We start from the raw sequence: 13,708 nt of genomic DNA on the forward strand, positions 1-13,708 counted from the left end.
GAACGCTTCGATGGCCGAAGATGCTTCCATTGCTCGCCCGCCCGCCGTCGTCTTGGCCGGCGGCCGCTCCACGCGTATGGGAACGCCGAAGGCGACCGTTACCCTCGGCGGCCGCACCATGCTCGCCCATGTCATCGACCGGCTGAGGCCGCAGGTCGCCAGCATCGCCGTCAACCTCAACACCGGACCGGGTATCCTGCTGCCAAGCGATACGGCCGTTCTCGCCGACACGATCCCGGGCTTCGTCGGCCCGCTTGCCGGGGTACTCACGGCAATGCGCCACGCCGCAAAGGCCGCGCCGGACGCGAGTCACGTACTGACCGTGCCGATCGACACGCCCTTCTTTCCGGGCACGCTGGCGGCGAAACTCCAGGATGCGGTCACGTCTGACGGCGAGATTGCCGTTGCCTGGTCGTACGACGAGATGCATCCGCTCTTCGCCCTCTGGCCCATCGGGCTTGCCGACGACCTCGACGCCTGGATCCGCATCGACGAGAAGGGGCGCGTTCGCGCCTTCATAGCGCGCCATCCTTCGGTAGCGGTGGATTTCGCACCGGTCGCTACCCAGGCAGGACCGCTTGACCCGTTCTTCAACATCAACACGCCGCAGCAACTCGAGGAAGCGGAAGCATGGCTGGCGCACATCAAGGATCCCGCGCAATGAATGCACCCATAATATTCGGCATCGCCGGCTGGAAGAATTCGGGCAAAACCGGCCTGATGGTCCGTCTCGTCGGCGAAATGACCCGACGCGGCTATCGGGTGTCGACCGTCAAGCACGCACACCACGACTTCGACATCGACAAGGTCGGCACCGACAGCTACCGGCATCGGGAGGCGGGGGCGCATGAGGTGACGATCGTCTCCTCGACCCGCTTTGCCATCATGCATGAATTGCGCGGCGCGCCGGAGCCGGGCTTTGAAGAAATCCTGTCGCGGCTTGCCCCCTGCGATCTCGTCCTGATCGAGGGCTACAAGCGCGAACCGATTCCGAAGATCGAGGCCCGCCGGCTGAGTTCGACCAATCACGAGCCGCTGGCGCCAACGGATCCGCACATCATCGCCATCGCCGCCGATCACCCCGTCGCCGACAGCCCCCTGCCCGTTTTCGACCTCGACGACACGGTGGCAATTGCCGATTTCATCGAGCGCACGACCGGACTGCGCGGCTGACCTAGCGCATCGGCCCGAGAATCGGAACCGATTTTCGAAAGCTCGATGCGCAGATTCAAAAAGTTGCAGCGACCTTTGCGCGTCTGAAAAGACGCGCGGCGCTCCAAGGCGTCGCGACAAATCGACTTCAACGCCGCTTCTTGCTCCGCGTGGCCAGAACGTTGCGGATTGAGAAGCTCGAATGAATTCTCAGCACACCTGGCAGCGTCGAGAGTATTTCCTTGTGGATTCGCTCGAACTCACCCGCGCCTGCCACTTCCACCCTTAAGAGATAGTCTGATCCGCCGGTCATCAGAAAGCACTCGCGGATTTCCGGATGCTTTCGCACGGCGGCTTCGAAACGGTCGAGATGTTCCTCCGTCTGCCGTTCGAGCGTGATGTTGATGATCACCGCGATCGTGTCTTCGGAGCTCCCGCTGTCCACCAATGCCGTATAGCCGCGGATGACGCCGGCTTCCTCGAGCAGTTTTATCCGCCGCAAACAAGCAGAAGGCGACAGGCCGATTTCCGCGGCCAGGCGAGCATTGCTCATGCGGGCGTCGATCCGCAGCAGGCGCAGGATGTTACGGTCGATCGCATCGATTGCGGACATGCAGGAACTTCCAATTCTTCGAAGTTTGTTCGAACAATCATCATAAATTGAAATACATGATCAACGCTAGTGAGGAAATTCAACGAAAATTTCAATATGTTCCCGTGCAGACGAGAGGTTGCACATGGGCCAGTTCACTTTTCATGCTCAGGATCGACTAGCTGACGCTGACACGGGGGCTTCCGGCTATCTGAGCATTGATCTTGCCGCCTTGCGTCGGAACTATCAGAAGCTTTCCACGGCCGTCGCACCCGCAACGGCCGCGGCCGTTGTCAAGGCGAACGCCTACGGCCTCGGTGCCGAGTACGTGTCCAAAGCCCTGTATGCACAAGGTTGCCGGCATTTCTTCGTTGCGCACCTAACGGAGGCGATCGAGCTCAAACCGCGCCTGCCGGACGACACGCAACTCTTCGTGCTTAACGGATTGCAGCCCGGGACAGAGGTGAGATGCGCCGACGCCGGCGCCATTCCGGTGCTCAACTCCATCGATCAATTCCGGCGATGGTCGTCGACGGCGCAAAAGCTCGGGCGCGTCCTTCGCGCTGTCTTGCAGTTCGACACCGGCATGTCGCGTCTGGGCCTCCCGCCGCAGGAACGAACTGCGCTCGCAGCCGAACTCAAGGGCTGCGGGAACATCGAAATCCTCTTCATCATGAGCCATCTCGCCTGCGCCGACGAGGCGGACAACAGGCAGAATACCGATCAGCTCGCGGAGATGCGCCGTATCGCCGCCGCGTTTCCAGACCTGGATGTCTGCCTCGCCAATTCGGGGGGCGTTTTCCTCGGCGGCGACTATCACGGCGTCCTGGCCCGACCGGGCATAGCCCTTTTCGGTGGCGCACCCACGGCGGGCAGATCCAATCCCATGGAAGCGGTCGTGCGGCTCGATGTGGCCGTTATCCAGACAAGGGCGGTTCCCGCCGGAACGCCTGTTGGCTACGGCGGCGCGTACGTGACGACTACCGAGGCCAGGCTCGCCACGATCGCAGCCGGTTACGCCGACGGCCTTCCGCGCAGTATGAGCGATCGCGGCGCCGTCTTTTACGACGGCGTTCGCCTGCCGATCGTCGGCCGGGTTTCGATGGACAGTATCACGGTGGATGTCACGGCGCTGCCCGAAGGCGCGCTTTCGCTTGGCAGCCTCGTCGAGGTTCTCGGCCCGCATCAGACACTGGAAGACGTGGCGGAAGCCGCCGGCACGATTTCCTACGAAATCCTGACCAGCCTCGGCCGTCGCTACGAACGCCGATATCGCTGAGCAAAGCTCCTATCGAGGGAAACCATGAAAGTCATCGTACTCGGCGCCGGCGTGGTCGGCGTGACCAGCGCCTACCAGCTTGCCAAGGCCGGACACGAGGTCACCGTCGTCGACCGCCAAGAGGGTCCCGCTCTCGAAACCAGCTTCGCCAATGCCGGCGAAGTCTCCTTCGGCTATTGCTCGCCCTGGGCAGCGCCCGGGATACCGGCAAAGGCGCTCAAATGGCTGTTCATGGACCACGCGCCGTTGATCTTGCGCCCCAAACTCGATCGCGCAATGCTTGCCTGGATGTTCCAGATGCTGAGAAATTGTACGGCGGAGCGCTACGCGGTCAACAAGAGCCGGATGCTGCGTCTGGCCGATTACAGCCGGACATCTCTCGCGGAAGTGCGGGCTGAAACCGGCATCGCCTATGACGAGCGCATGCAGGGCACCCTCCAGCTTTTCCGGACGCAGCAGCAGCTCGACGCCTCGGCAAAGGACGTCAAGGCGCTGGCGGCCGACGGCATTCCTTACGAGGTGCTCGACCGGAATGGCTGCATTCTGGTCGAGCCCGCACTGAAGCATGTCCGCGAAAAGATCGTCGGCGGACTGCTGACACCGAAGGACGAGACCGGCGACTGCTTCAAGTTCACCAACACGCTCGCCGCGAAGGCCGCAGAGCTTGGCGTCCGCTTTGCCTATGGCACGCAGATCAAGGGCCTGCGCGTGGAGGGCAGCCGGGTGCGCGGGGTTGCCACCGATGGTGGGTGGCTGAACGCCGATGCGGTCGTCGTCGCTCTCGGCAGCTATTCGCCGCTTCTCCTGAAGCCGCTCGGCATCAAACTGCCGGTTTATCCCGTGAAGGGCTATTCGCTGACGATTCCGATCACCGATCCATCGCGTGCACCGGAATCGACCGTCATGGACGAGACCTACAAGATCGCCATCACCAGGCTCGGCGACCGCATCCGGGTCGGCGGCATGGCGGAGATTTCGGGCTACACAAATGACCTTTGCGGCGCCCGGCGACAGACACTCGAACATTCGGTAACCGATCTGTTCCCAGGGGGTGATGTGCGGAAGGCATCGTTCTGGTCTGGCCTGAGGCCGATGACGCCGGACGGGACGCCGGTCATCGGGCCCACAAGGATCGCCGGTCTCTTCCTCAATACCGGCCATGGCACGCTGGGCTGGACGATGAGCTGCGGGTCGGCGCGGCTCATCAGTGACCTGGTCAGCGGCCGGAAGCCGGAAATCGATGCGGCCGATCTCGCAATCGCCCGCTACAGCTGATCCCCAGAAAACCAAATTTGGAGGTATTTATGATCGAAGCGATTGCAACCGCTGAAGCACCGGGCGCCATTGGCCCCTTTTCCCAGGCAATAAAGGTAGGTGATCTGCTCTTCGTCTCGGGTCAGCTCCCGATCGATCCGGCAACCGGAGAGTTCGTTTCCAATGATCCTGTGGAGCAGGCAAGGCAATGCCTCAAGAACATCGCCGCCATCGCCAAAGCGGCGGGATCGGGAATCGAGAGGACCGTCAAGACGACCGTGCTGCTGACGGACCTTTCCAAATTCGCTGACATCAACAATGAGTATGCGACATTTTTCCAGACGCCCTTTCCCGCTCGCGCCTGCTACCAGGTCAGCGCACTGCCGAAGGGGGCGCTGGTGGAAATTGAAGCGGTGATTGCGCTGGCATAGCAATGGGCGGCGACCCGCTGAAAGCGGGCAGGAAGGACAATCGCGACGCCGGCAAATATTCAATCGACAGGACAATCACTGCGATGACCGTCACACTACTGATAGCACGGAACAGATCGACTTCAGGTAATCGATGACGTCGCGATTTGGGTCGAGCTTTCCGGTTCCCCTCGATGGAAGGGTTAGGCCTCGGGTTCGTGGCAAACCACTTCGATGTTGTGCCCGTCCGGACCAATGACGAAGGCTGCATACTCTGCATGGCGGCAAGGGAGGCTCGGCAAGTCGGTTTTGCGGATTACTCTGCCGTTCATTTTGCCTTAGATGCGTGGTTTTGGCGCGGGTTCTCGGTCGGAGTCACCCGAATTGGGCTCACCCTTTGGTTCTATCAGCAGAACCTTGACCTCTTCCTCTGCTCGGGGACGATGTACAATGCCTTTCGGAACCACAAAAAGCTCACCAGCTCTGACCACCTGAGAAGGCCGCCCTTCGATATCCATGATCATTTCGCCTTCGAGGACGTAGAAGAAGTCGTCCGTAGTGTCATGCTTGTGAAATGGGTACTCGCCTTTGAACTTCACGACCATGACATCGTTATCGTTGTAGTCGGACACGACGTGCGGGTCCCAATGACTTGAGAAGAGCGCCAGCTTTTCAGAAATATTGATCGACTTCATCCAGATATCCCTCTGTCCTTGTTACCCAAGACGTATCGACAAAGGTGAACTTGTGCAATGCGAACCGATTGGCGTAATCGGCTCAATCGAGCGGTCCGCCGTATCCGTTGCGATTGCCGGGAAAGCTCTACGGCGCCGCCCTTTCCGGCCGTCCGCGGCCGAGAGCGCCATCGGCACGAGCTTGCAGATAGGCGTAAATGTCGTCGATATAGGGCGCAAAATTGGGATCGCTAGCAAAGCCTTTGATGACCGAGGTCCCGCTACTGCTCTGGCCGTTGCGAACGACCCGCTGAACGTCTCTTTATCACAAGGCCGGGCAACGAGAGAGGACGCGAAGGTCGAGCCGACTCCGTCGGGGCCGTGGCAATGAATGCAGCCGGCCTGATCACGCCGATAGCCGTTATAGGTCCGCGCATCGACCTTGCCGTCGACGATCCGGTAAAACTTGTCGGCGGCCGCGGACTTCCGCGAATATCCCCCGGAAGCGACCGCGAGGCCATGGGCGACGAGAGCAAGCAGGACCAGATGCTGCAATGAACGCATTGCCTTGCCTCAACACCGCTTGCAGCGCCATGCTTCCACCAGCGCGCGCAGAACCCGCGCGCCCGCTGCTGCAAGCATGTCTGCCGCCCCGACGATCCAGGGCCGGCCAGGAGGATCCGTCATTCCTTGTATATGGCACTGGTCGCCATGCTGTCGATCAGAGTGGCGAGAGGCCCCTGCACGAGCAGGACTTCGCCATCGCGTATGATTTCGAAATCGACAGACGGCTGACTGAGGGCGCGAGGTACGGAGATCATCACCCGCTCGCCCGGCCCTAGTGTGGACACGAAGCGGATCGGCTGCGCTTCTGCTCCGGAAGCCAAGGTCGTGACCACCCGGTATCCATCGTTCTCGACCGTGTAGTACACCGCACCATTGAAGTGGCCCAGATGAATGCTATGGCCATTACCCGGCGCCAGTTCCGACGCCGCAGCGGTACCCGTCATGGCGAGCAAGGCCATTGCAAATACGGTAAAACGTCTGGTCATCGCTTCTTTCCTCCGCAAGCCGTCGATTGTCTGAACAGTCCCATCCCCTGTTGCCGATTTCAGCCTAGGCGCGGAGCCGTTCGAGCACATCGGTGCGGTCACCCATTTTTCCGGCGATCGGTCCCCCAGAATTCGCGAGCCTTGCGTCTTTCCAACCCTCGAAGGTCGCGGCAGCACCTTGAATTAACTTTCGACGGCGCGTAGCGTCTCATCGGCTGGCAGGAGCCATGGCTCGCCGCGCAGGCGCAGCAGGACCTCCATGCGGTTGGCGGCGTTGAACTTGCTGAGCACGGCGGAAACCTGATGCTCGATCGTGCGCGGGGAGCGCGACAAACGCTGCGCGGCTTCCTTGTTGCTCATGCCGGCCGCGATCAAGGCGAGCACCTGTTGTTCGTGCGGCGTCAAACCGAGCGGGTGACGGCGGGCGGCCCCGTAGGGCCCTCTGCGAGTTTTCGGCAACTGGCGTATAACTCCCAAGCGCTGCGCCTGCTTTCGCGCGAGCACAACTGCGGGTCGCGCCTCCAACGACTCCAACATCGTCACGGCCCGAGCCAGTGCCGGCCCGGCATCGGGCCCGCGAACCTGCATCAGCGCAAGCGCCGCTTCATAGGGAAGCCCCAGGCGCTCCCATTCCGTTGCCGCCGCCAGCGGATCGCCGCCAAGTTCGACGGAATACGGGAAAGGAACCTGCGTCTTCGGCGACGGCAACGGCATGGCCATTCCGCATCGCCGCCACCAGACAGCCAACTCGCCGAAGTCCCAGCTACGGAAATTATCGAGATCCATCGCCGCGAGAGCAATCAGCTGCGCCTGGCCGGCAGAGTGGTCTTCGTGAAGCCAGGCCGCTTCGACCAGCCCCAGGCGGACTGGCACGATCCGCTGGGCCTCGCCAGTCGCCAATCCCTCTTGCAGGGCATGCCGGAGAGGCGTCTTGCCGCCGGGCGCGCCCAGTCGCACGCGCACCTTTCCAAGCACGGTCAGCGCCGGCAGATGCATGACCATCGGCAGGCGCTCCAGATTCATGACACCCTCCGCGATTGTCTCGGCCTCGCGAAAGCGGCCCTGCTCCATGCGAAGCTGCGCCTGCCGGCCAAGCAGGTACTGCGTCGCCGAATCGAGATCGTGCCTGTTGGCGAATGCGATGCCTTCCGACAGCAGGCGTTCAGCCAGGACAAAGTCCTTGGTCACGACCGCGCATTCCGCGAAGTTGGTGTAGGCTCGCACCGCATGGTCGTGAAAACCGTGTTCGAGCGCCAACGATAGGCTTTCCTCCAGCCGCTCGCGGCCGCCCGGACGGTCAGCGAAAAGGAGCGCGGTGCCGACATTGTTTAAAGCGTGGACGCGCGTCTCGATCTCACCCAACTGGTCGGCGAGTGCGATCGCGCGCTGACCCCAGTCGATTGCTTCGTCGAAACGATAGTGCAGCATATGAAGCTGGGAGTGGGTGCTGTAGGCCATGGCCAGCTCCGGGCCGGGCGGCAGGTGTTCCATTTCGCGCACCGCCTCGTCTGCGCAGTCCTCCGCCGCCTGGCCCTCGCCGCTGCGCCAGTGCAGCCGCGACAGCCTGCACAGATTGGGACCGATCTTGTCGGTGCGCCCGAGTTCGCGCCAGATAGCGATGGCGCGCTGATGAGCCTCTATCACGGGTTCATGGACGAGCAGCGCCAGCCCCGCCTCGTAGGCCCAGCCCTCATAAAGCTGCGCGGCCTGCTCCGCTGTCGCTTGCTCGACATATCTGAGAGCCGTCGCCAGATGCGAGGCCGCCTCCCGGTGGGCGCCCAGCCGGGCCGCATGAGCCGCTGCTTGCGGCGCCAGTTCGAGAACGCGCGCCGCGTCGTCGGCCCCAGCGGCGTGGTGGACCTGGCGCGAAAGCAGGGCAGGCGCCTGCTCGGTGAGCAGTTGCGATATCGCCGCCTCCACCTCTGCATGGAGCGATCTTTGGAGGCTCGGAGGCAGACGGTCGAGTGTCGCCTGCCGGGCGAGTTCATGCCGAAACATGACGGTGCCATGATTGTCTCGCCGCAATAATCCGCGCGCCACACATTCGTCAGCCAAAGTATCGGCCTCGACACCGAGCAGAGCCCGCATCAGCCACGGCTCCACGCCGCCCGGCACTATGCTGATCACCTCGAGCATTTTGCGTTCACCGGCTGTCAGGCGGGACAGGCGCGACCAGACCGCATCGCGCACGGAGTGCGGTACCCGTCCCGCCTCGGACTCGCCGCTTGCCAGAAGCTCGGTGACGAAGAATGGATTGCCCTCCGTAACCCTATAGAGATCGGCGGCGCGGCGTCCCGCCTGCCCCGCCAATACCGCCACCGCTTCGGGAGACAGCGGTTCAAGCGTTATCCGCGTGACCGACGCGGACGGAAGATCGCCGAGCACATGCGTCAAGGGATGCTCGGCGCCGATTTCATCGGTACGCAGACTGAGCACCAGCACCGCCGGAAGGAGGGAAATACGACGGCCGAGATACTTCACCAGGTCGAGCGTCGCGTTATCGGCCCAGTGCACGTCCTCGAAAATGAGTACGACCGTGTCACCGGCGCGCTGGAGCGCATTCAACAGTGCCGGGAAGAGCCGCTCCGGTGGAGCCGCCTGATCGAGCAGCGCCGCCAGTCGCGGGTCGAGCAGTTGCGCCATATCCTGCAAAGGTCCGAGCGGACAGGGTGTCAACAGCGCCTCGCACCAGCCCCAAAGCAGGCGGCAACCCTCGTCCGCATGCTTCTCGAACTCGTGCAGGAGAGAGGTCTTGCCGATCCCGGACTCGCCTTCGAGCAGCACAATGCTGCCGTGTCCGGCCGCAGCGCTCCGCATCGCGGTCAGCAAAAATTCGAGTGGACCCTCTCGATCGAGCAGCATCGCGGAACCTCCTCGAGAGTATAGCAAACAAAGTCAGATTTGCACGACGATGTTTGTTTAAATCAAAAGTCTTTCTCACCAAATGACTTTGGTTTTTCTTGCTTTACTTCAGTTTTCCTTTTCTACTCAATGACTAACGCCGAATTATCTCTTGCAAGGTTGCTATAGGGTTGCGCTGAAACCAGAACGCGCAGGAGCGCTTATAAACTTTGTCTTGACCTTCGCAGGGACGAGTGGACCGGGCACGTTCACGGGCCAGCTCGAACGAGTTTGGGGGCACTATCGATCCCCGTCACGAGGAGCCTGCCACCGGCACGTGAGATTTCGAGAGCCCTACCGGGCTCGTGCAGCCGGCCCGGAACCGAAATCACAAGGCTCTGCCCCTCACCGAGCGTCGCCTCGAAGCGCACGGGCACTCCCGCCTCACCCTCGGCGATGGTGGTTACCACCCGTTAGCCGTCCTCCTCTTCCGTGTAATAGACGACGCCGCCGAATGCGCCGAGATAGACGCTCCCTCCTTGCAGGGCGTCGAGTTCGCCGGCACTGGCGGCACCTGCGGTCATGCAAAGCGCAGCAAGGACTGTATACCTGCACACGATGTTTTCCTCCCCGATCGACCGGTTCGAAGTGAACTGGTGCGCAAAGGATGGGAGCCGTCGCTGGCTCCGCTGCGGGAATTCGCACAGGCCCGGCACTGGCTGTATTTCCTTTTGCAGCAAAGGCCGATGGAAGTAGATTCGGCCGAACGGAAACGAGGGCCATGACGCGTTCGCCTGCTTTTCTTTCGAGGCTGGAGAGAGGAGCCGTCGATGCTTTGTCCAAACATTGGATTGTTCGCACTTATGCCCCTCACGAACTGATCGTCGCTCATGGCGAGATCGGGCGCGATGTCTTCTTCGTACTAGGAATAGCGGAGCAATCCCCCGTCGAGGTCGGTTGTCGGAAGGAGTGACGGTCCTGCGTCCTCTGAATGCTAAGCAAAAACTGAAAATCAACTGGAGTCTTCCAATGACCCCTACCATTACCGCATTTGTACGGTCGCCCGATCGCGGCAAGGGGCTGGCGCGCGACATGCGCGTTCGCTGGGCGCTCGAAGAAGTGGGCCAATCTTACGACGTTCGTCTTCTATCTTTCAAAGCGCTGAAGGAGCCCGGGCATCTCGCGCTTCATCCTTTCGGGCAGATTCCGACCTATGAAGAAGGTGATCTCGTCCTGTTCGAGTCGGGGTCGATCGTGCTCCATATCGCGGAGCGCCATGCAGGCCTGCTGCCAAGCGATACGAAAGCCCGGGCGCGCGCGATCACGTGGATGTTTGCGGCCCTCAACACCGTGGAGCCGCCGATCTTCGACCGCGACCTTGCCAAGATCCTCGAGCGCGACGAGCCGTGGTACGAGCAGCGCCTGCATGTCCTCGAGGACAGCATCCGGAAACGATTGGGCGGCCTTTCCACTCGCCTTGGCGATGCGGACTGGCTCGATGGTGCGTTCAGCGCCGGCGACCTTCTGATGGTATCGGTGCTGCTCAGGTTGAAGGGATCGAATATATTGGACGAATATCCGAACCTCTCCGCCTATGTCGCCCGCGGCGAAGCGCGGCCCGCATTCAAGCGTGCTTTCGAGGCTCAGTTTGCGGTTTTCACCGCCGCATCGACCGGCTGACCAAGGTCCGCGCGGGACTCGATCGTCTTATCCGCCGACTCGTTTCCGGTCGTCGGGATGCTCTCGGGAGCCTTTTCGCATCCACTCTGTCGCCAGTGCCGCTTGTGCCATAGAAATCGGGGCCGGTCGCCCGGCCCCGTTCCCGTTGACCGAGGTGAGCGGTGCAAACGGTGTACCGCTCACTTCCAGTCTATCGCTGCGCCACCGGACGCACGAGCGGCGTCACGCGGCGGATGGTGACACGACGGTTTTCCTGCTCCCCCTCCTGTGTGCGGATCTTGAGGAAACGTTCGCCATAGCCCTGCGTCACCAGGTTTTCCGGCGGGATCCCGTAGACCTCGGAGAGCAGCGTGGCGACCGAATCGGCGCGCCGGTCCGACAGGAGCAGGTTAGAGCGGTCGGAGCCGACCGCATCCGTGTGGCCCTCGATGAAGAAGGTTTCACCCGGGTCCTGGTCAAGGATCTTCGCCATAGCGTCCGCCACCGTGCGCAAGGTCTTTGCCTGCGACATCGAAACTTCGGCACTGCCCGTCGCAAAGGTGATGGTGTCGAGATCGATGCGGCGGACCTTGTCGCGCAGGCGAGCCGAATGGCGGACCTCGTCCATCGTGTAAACGCGCTCAACACGCTCGACCGGCGGTTCGGACAGGAACTCGTAATAGTCCCGATCCGGGTGTTCGGCGTAATCGACGATGTAGTCGTCCACTGGGATGGTCAGCCGCATCGGCGGCAGCTCATAGCCCACATCGACGATCGCCGGGCGCCGGCGCTCTTCATATTCCGGCGCATAGATCAGCACATACTCATCGCCGTTGCGGTCGATGCGCGTGCGCTGCAGGATATCGCCGTAACGGTTGTAGATGGTGACGACCCGGTAACCGTCCGGACGCACGATGGTCTCGCGGTAGCGACCGCGCGGCAGCTCTTCGTAGAAGGTCTCTTCCGCGTGGAGCCGCAGGCGCGGCCGGTCGTCGCCCCGAACGAAGATGCGGTCGCCGGCCTCGAGGATGACGCGGTTCTCGGTCTCTTCCACGATCCGCACCTCGGTGACATTGTTGGTCGTGTTGTTGATCACCGTGTTGTTGACGACGGTGTTGTTGATAATGTTGGTGGTCTCCGGAACGACGAAATCCGGGGCTTCCTCGACGCGTTCACCCTCTTCGCTAAGCGCAGCCTCCATCTTCTGCGGCAGCCCTTCTGTGAACTCGGCCGGGATTTCCGACTGCGCGGCTGCGTCGTCGGTCGGCGGCTCCACGGCCTCCTCCTGCGCTCGGACTTCCCCACGCTGCTGACGCCGGATTTCGCGTACCCGGTTGCCGCCCATATTGTCGCCATCCTTGTCGCTATCGAGCACGGCCGCGCCACCTTCGACGGGGAGCAAGATGGTTTCGTCCGTAGCGCCCGGATCCTCGGCGATCTTCTGCTTCTCTTCTATCGTACGCTCGTCGACGACTTCCGGAGCGGGCTGGCCTTCGGGCTGTTCAGCCTGCATCTGCTCCGCTGTGGCAGGCTCTTCGCCTTCCGGTACCGGCTGCTGCTCGGCCTCGCCGGTCTGCTCGGCCGGCTCTTCGGCTGCTGGTTGCTCGGCGGTTGTCTCATCCTCGGTTGCAGCAGACGGCTCTTCCGCGGTCTCTTCTTCTTCAGCCTGGCGTTGCTTTTCCTCGGCGGCGCGCTGCTGTTCTTCCTCAGCCTGGCGCTGCTGCTCTTCCTCGGCGGCACGCGGCTGCTCTTCCTCAGCCTGGCGCTGCTGCTCTTCCTCGGCGGCGCGCTGCTGTTCTTCCTCAGCCTGGCGCTGCTCTTCCTCGGCGGCGCGCTGCTGTTCTTCCTCAGCCGGGCGCTGCTGCTCTTCCTCGGCGGCACGCGGCTGCTCTTCCTCAGCCTGGCGCTGCTCTTCTTCGGCCGCGCGCTGCTGTTCTTCCTCAGCCTGGCGCTGCTCTTCCTCAGCCGCGCGCTGCTGTTCTTCCTCAGCCTGGCGCTGCTCTTCCTCGGCCGCGCGCTGCTGTTCTTCCTCGGCCTTGCGCTGCTCTTCTTCGGCCGCGCGCTGCTGTTCTTCCTCAGCCTGGCGCTGCTCTTCCTCGGCCGCCCGCTGCTGTTCTTCCTCGGCCTTGCGCTGCTCTTCTTCGGCCGCGCGCTGCTGTTCTTCCTCAGCCTGGCGCTTCTGCTCTTCAGCCGCGCGCTGCTGTTCTTCCTCAGCTTGCCGCTGCTGCTCTTCGGCGGCGCGCTGCTGTTTTTCCTCAGCCTGGCGGCGCTGCTCTTCCTCGGCCGCGCGCTGCTGCTCTTCCTCAGCCTGGCGCTGTTCTTCCTCGGCGGCACGCTGCTGTTTTTCCTCGGCCTTGCGGCGCTGTTCTTCCTCACGCTGCTTCAGCAGCAGCAGCTCTTCCGGCGACAACTCCTCGCCGCCTTCCTGCGCCACTTCGAAGGGTGCCATCAAACTGTCGGCGAATACCGGCTGGACCGCGACGGACGCCGCGAAAACTGGCAGGGCCACCGTTGCGAAAAGTTTCGATCGAATTGACATTCTCTTTCTTCCTCCTGGTCCCGGCGCCTTTTGCACCGGCGCCCCGTCCGCTCGCTGGCAGCGCATCGGCACGGGCCTTGATCCGCGGTCCCGGCCTTATGTCAGCCGGCACTGTCGCATTCGCAACGCGATAGCCGCAGGTCGGTTCCGCTCAAGGCCTATCGGAGGTCACATTAACCGGGCCTGAACGTGCCATTCATCCTCTCCTGCAACCCCAGGGGCCCAGAACGCGGCGATTCACCCTAACCAAGCCCCG

The 13,708-nt window shown here is 62.3% G+C and carries 14 protein-coding genes and 1 pseudogene; 7 read left to right on the top strand and 8 right to left on the bottom strand.

The window, feature by feature from the left end; genetic code table 11:
* Positions 1-10 precede the first annotated feature (10 nt).
* Both mobA and mobB read left to right on the top strand, forming a co-directional pair.
* Positions 11-664, top strand: coding sequence for a molybdenum cofactor guanylyltransferase MobA (mobA, locus tag SJ05684_RS08555; protein ID WP_034858288.1), 654 nt, complete (start codon positions 11-13; stop codon positions 662-664).
* Positions 661-1,173: a molybdopterin-guanine dinucleotide biosynthesis protein B gene (mobB, locus tag SJ05684_RS08560; RefSeq protein WP_034858291.1), complete on the top strand. Its 513-nt coding sequence runs from the start codon at positions 661-663 to the stop codon at positions 1,171-1,173. Before mobA ends, mobB begins: the two co-directional genes overlap by 4 nt.
* A gap of 127 nt (positions 1,174-1,300) precedes the next feature.
* Here mobB and SJ05684_RS08565 read toward each other — a convergent pair whose 3' ends face one another.
* The gene (locus SJ05684_RS08565; RefSeq protein WP_034858292.1) at positions 1,301-1,765 is read right to left on the bottom strand and encodes an Lrp/AsnC family transcriptional regulator; all 465 of its coding nucleotides are present in this window, start codon (positions 1,763-1,765) and stop codon (positions 1,301-1,303) included.
* A 124-nt stretch (positions 1,766-1,889) separates the two neighbouring features.
* Here SJ05684_RS08565 and alr point away from each other — a divergent pair, with 124 nt between their 5' ends.
* The 3 genes from alr to SJ05684_RS08580 are packed head-to-tail and all read left to right on the top strand — an operon-like array spanning position 1,890 to position 4,708.
* The gene (alr, locus tag SJ05684_RS08570; protein WP_034858294.1) at positions 1,890-3,023 is read left to right on the top strand and encodes an alanine racemase; all 1,134 of its coding nucleotides are present in this window, start codon (positions 1,890-1,892) and stop codon (positions 3,021-3,023) included.
* Between the two features lie 24 nt (positions 3,024-3,047).
* The gene (locus SJ05684_RS08575; RefSeq protein ID WP_034858296.1) at positions 3,048-4,298 is read left to right on the top strand and encodes a D-amino acid dehydrogenase; all 1,251 of its coding nucleotides are present in this window, start codon (positions 3,048-3,050) and stop codon (positions 4,296-4,298) included.
* A gap of 29 nt (positions 4,299-4,327) precedes the next feature.
* Positions 4,328-4,708, top strand: coding sequence for a Rid family detoxifying hydrolase (locus tag SJ05684_RS08580; protein WP_034858299.1), 381 nt, complete (start codon positions 4,328-4,330; stop codon positions 4,706-4,708).
* Between the two features lie 182 nt (positions 4,709-4,890).
* Here the strand turns inward: SJ05684_RS08580 and SJ05684_RS30325 are convergent.
* Together SJ05684_RS30325 and SJ05684_RS08590 are read right to left on the bottom strand one after the other, a co-directional pair.
* Positions 4,891-4,977: pseudogene (locus SJ05684_RS30325) on the bottom strand (VOC family protein); the annotation flags it as partial.
* A 48-nt stretch (positions 4,978-5,025) separates the two neighbouring features.
* Entirely contained in the window at positions 5,026-5,382 is a 357-nt protein-coding gene (locus SJ05684_RS08590; protein WP_083846255.1) for a cupin domain-containing protein, read from the bottom strand.
* A gap of 366 nt (positions 5,383-5,748) precedes the next feature.
* Between SJ05684_RS08590 and SJ05684_RS29560 the strand changes: the two genes are divergently transcribed.
* On the top strand, positions 5,749-5,919 hold the full coding sequence (locus SJ05684_RS29560; protein ID WP_157212007.1) for a hypothetical protein: 171 nt from the start codon (positions 5,749-5,751) through the stop codon (positions 5,917-5,919).
* A 125-nt stretch (positions 5,920-6,044) separates the two neighbouring features.
* Here SJ05684_RS29560 and SJ05684_RS08600 read toward each other — a convergent pair whose 3' ends face one another.
* The 4 genes from SJ05684_RS08600 to SJ05684_RS30335 all read right to left on the bottom strand — a co-directional run bounded on the left by SJ05684_RS08600 (position 6,045) and on the right by SJ05684_RS30335 (position 9,871).
* Positions 6,045-6,413, bottom strand: coding sequence for a hypothetical protein (locus SJ05684_RS08600; protein ID WP_085939148.1), 369 nt, complete (start codon positions 6,411-6,413; stop codon positions 6,045-6,047).
* A gap of 183 nt (positions 6,414-6,596) precedes the next feature.
* A complete protein-coding gene (locus SJ05684_RS08605; protein WP_034858306.1) occupies positions 6,597-9,275 on the bottom strand; it encodes an ATP-binding protein in 2,679 nt (892 codons plus the stop codon).
* Between the two features lie 248 nt (positions 9,276-9,523).
* Positions 9,524-9,724, bottom strand: a complete 201-nt coding sequence (locus tag SJ05684_RS30330) for a hypothetical protein (RefSeq protein WP_244426711.1) — start codon at positions 9,722-9,724, stop codon at positions 9,524-9,526.
* Between the two features lie 3 nt (positions 9,725-9,727).
* Positions 9,728-9,871 carry a hypothetical protein gene (locus SJ05684_RS30335; protein ID WP_244426712.1) on the bottom strand — a complete coding sequence of 48 codons (144 nt, stop codon included), beginning with the start codon at positions 9,869-9,871 and terminating at the stop codon, positions 9,728-9,730.
* Between the two features lie 412 nt (positions 9,872-10,283).
* Here SJ05684_RS30335 and SJ05684_RS08620 point away from each other — a divergent pair, with 412 nt between their 5' ends.
* A complete protein-coding gene (locus tag SJ05684_RS08620) occupies positions 10,284-10,934 on the top strand; it encodes a glutathione S-transferase family protein (protein ID WP_034858312.1) in 651 nt (216 codons plus the stop codon).
* A 190-nt stretch (positions 10,935-11,124) separates the two neighbouring features.
* Here SJ05684_RS08620 and SJ05684_RS08625 read toward each other — a convergent pair whose 3' ends face one another.
* Entirely contained in the window at positions 11,125-13,452 is a 2,328-nt protein-coding gene (locus SJ05684_RS08625; protein ID WP_095694239.1) for an OmpA family protein, read from the bottom strand.
* Positions 13,453-13,708 lie beyond the last annotated feature (256 nt).

Source organism: Sinorhizobium sojae CCBAU 05684, assembly GCF_002288525.1.
In the GTDB taxonomy this organism is placed as follows: domain Bacteria; phylum Pseudomonadota; class Alphaproteobacteria; order Rhizobiales; family Rhizobiaceae; genus Sinorhizobium; species Sinorhizobium sojae.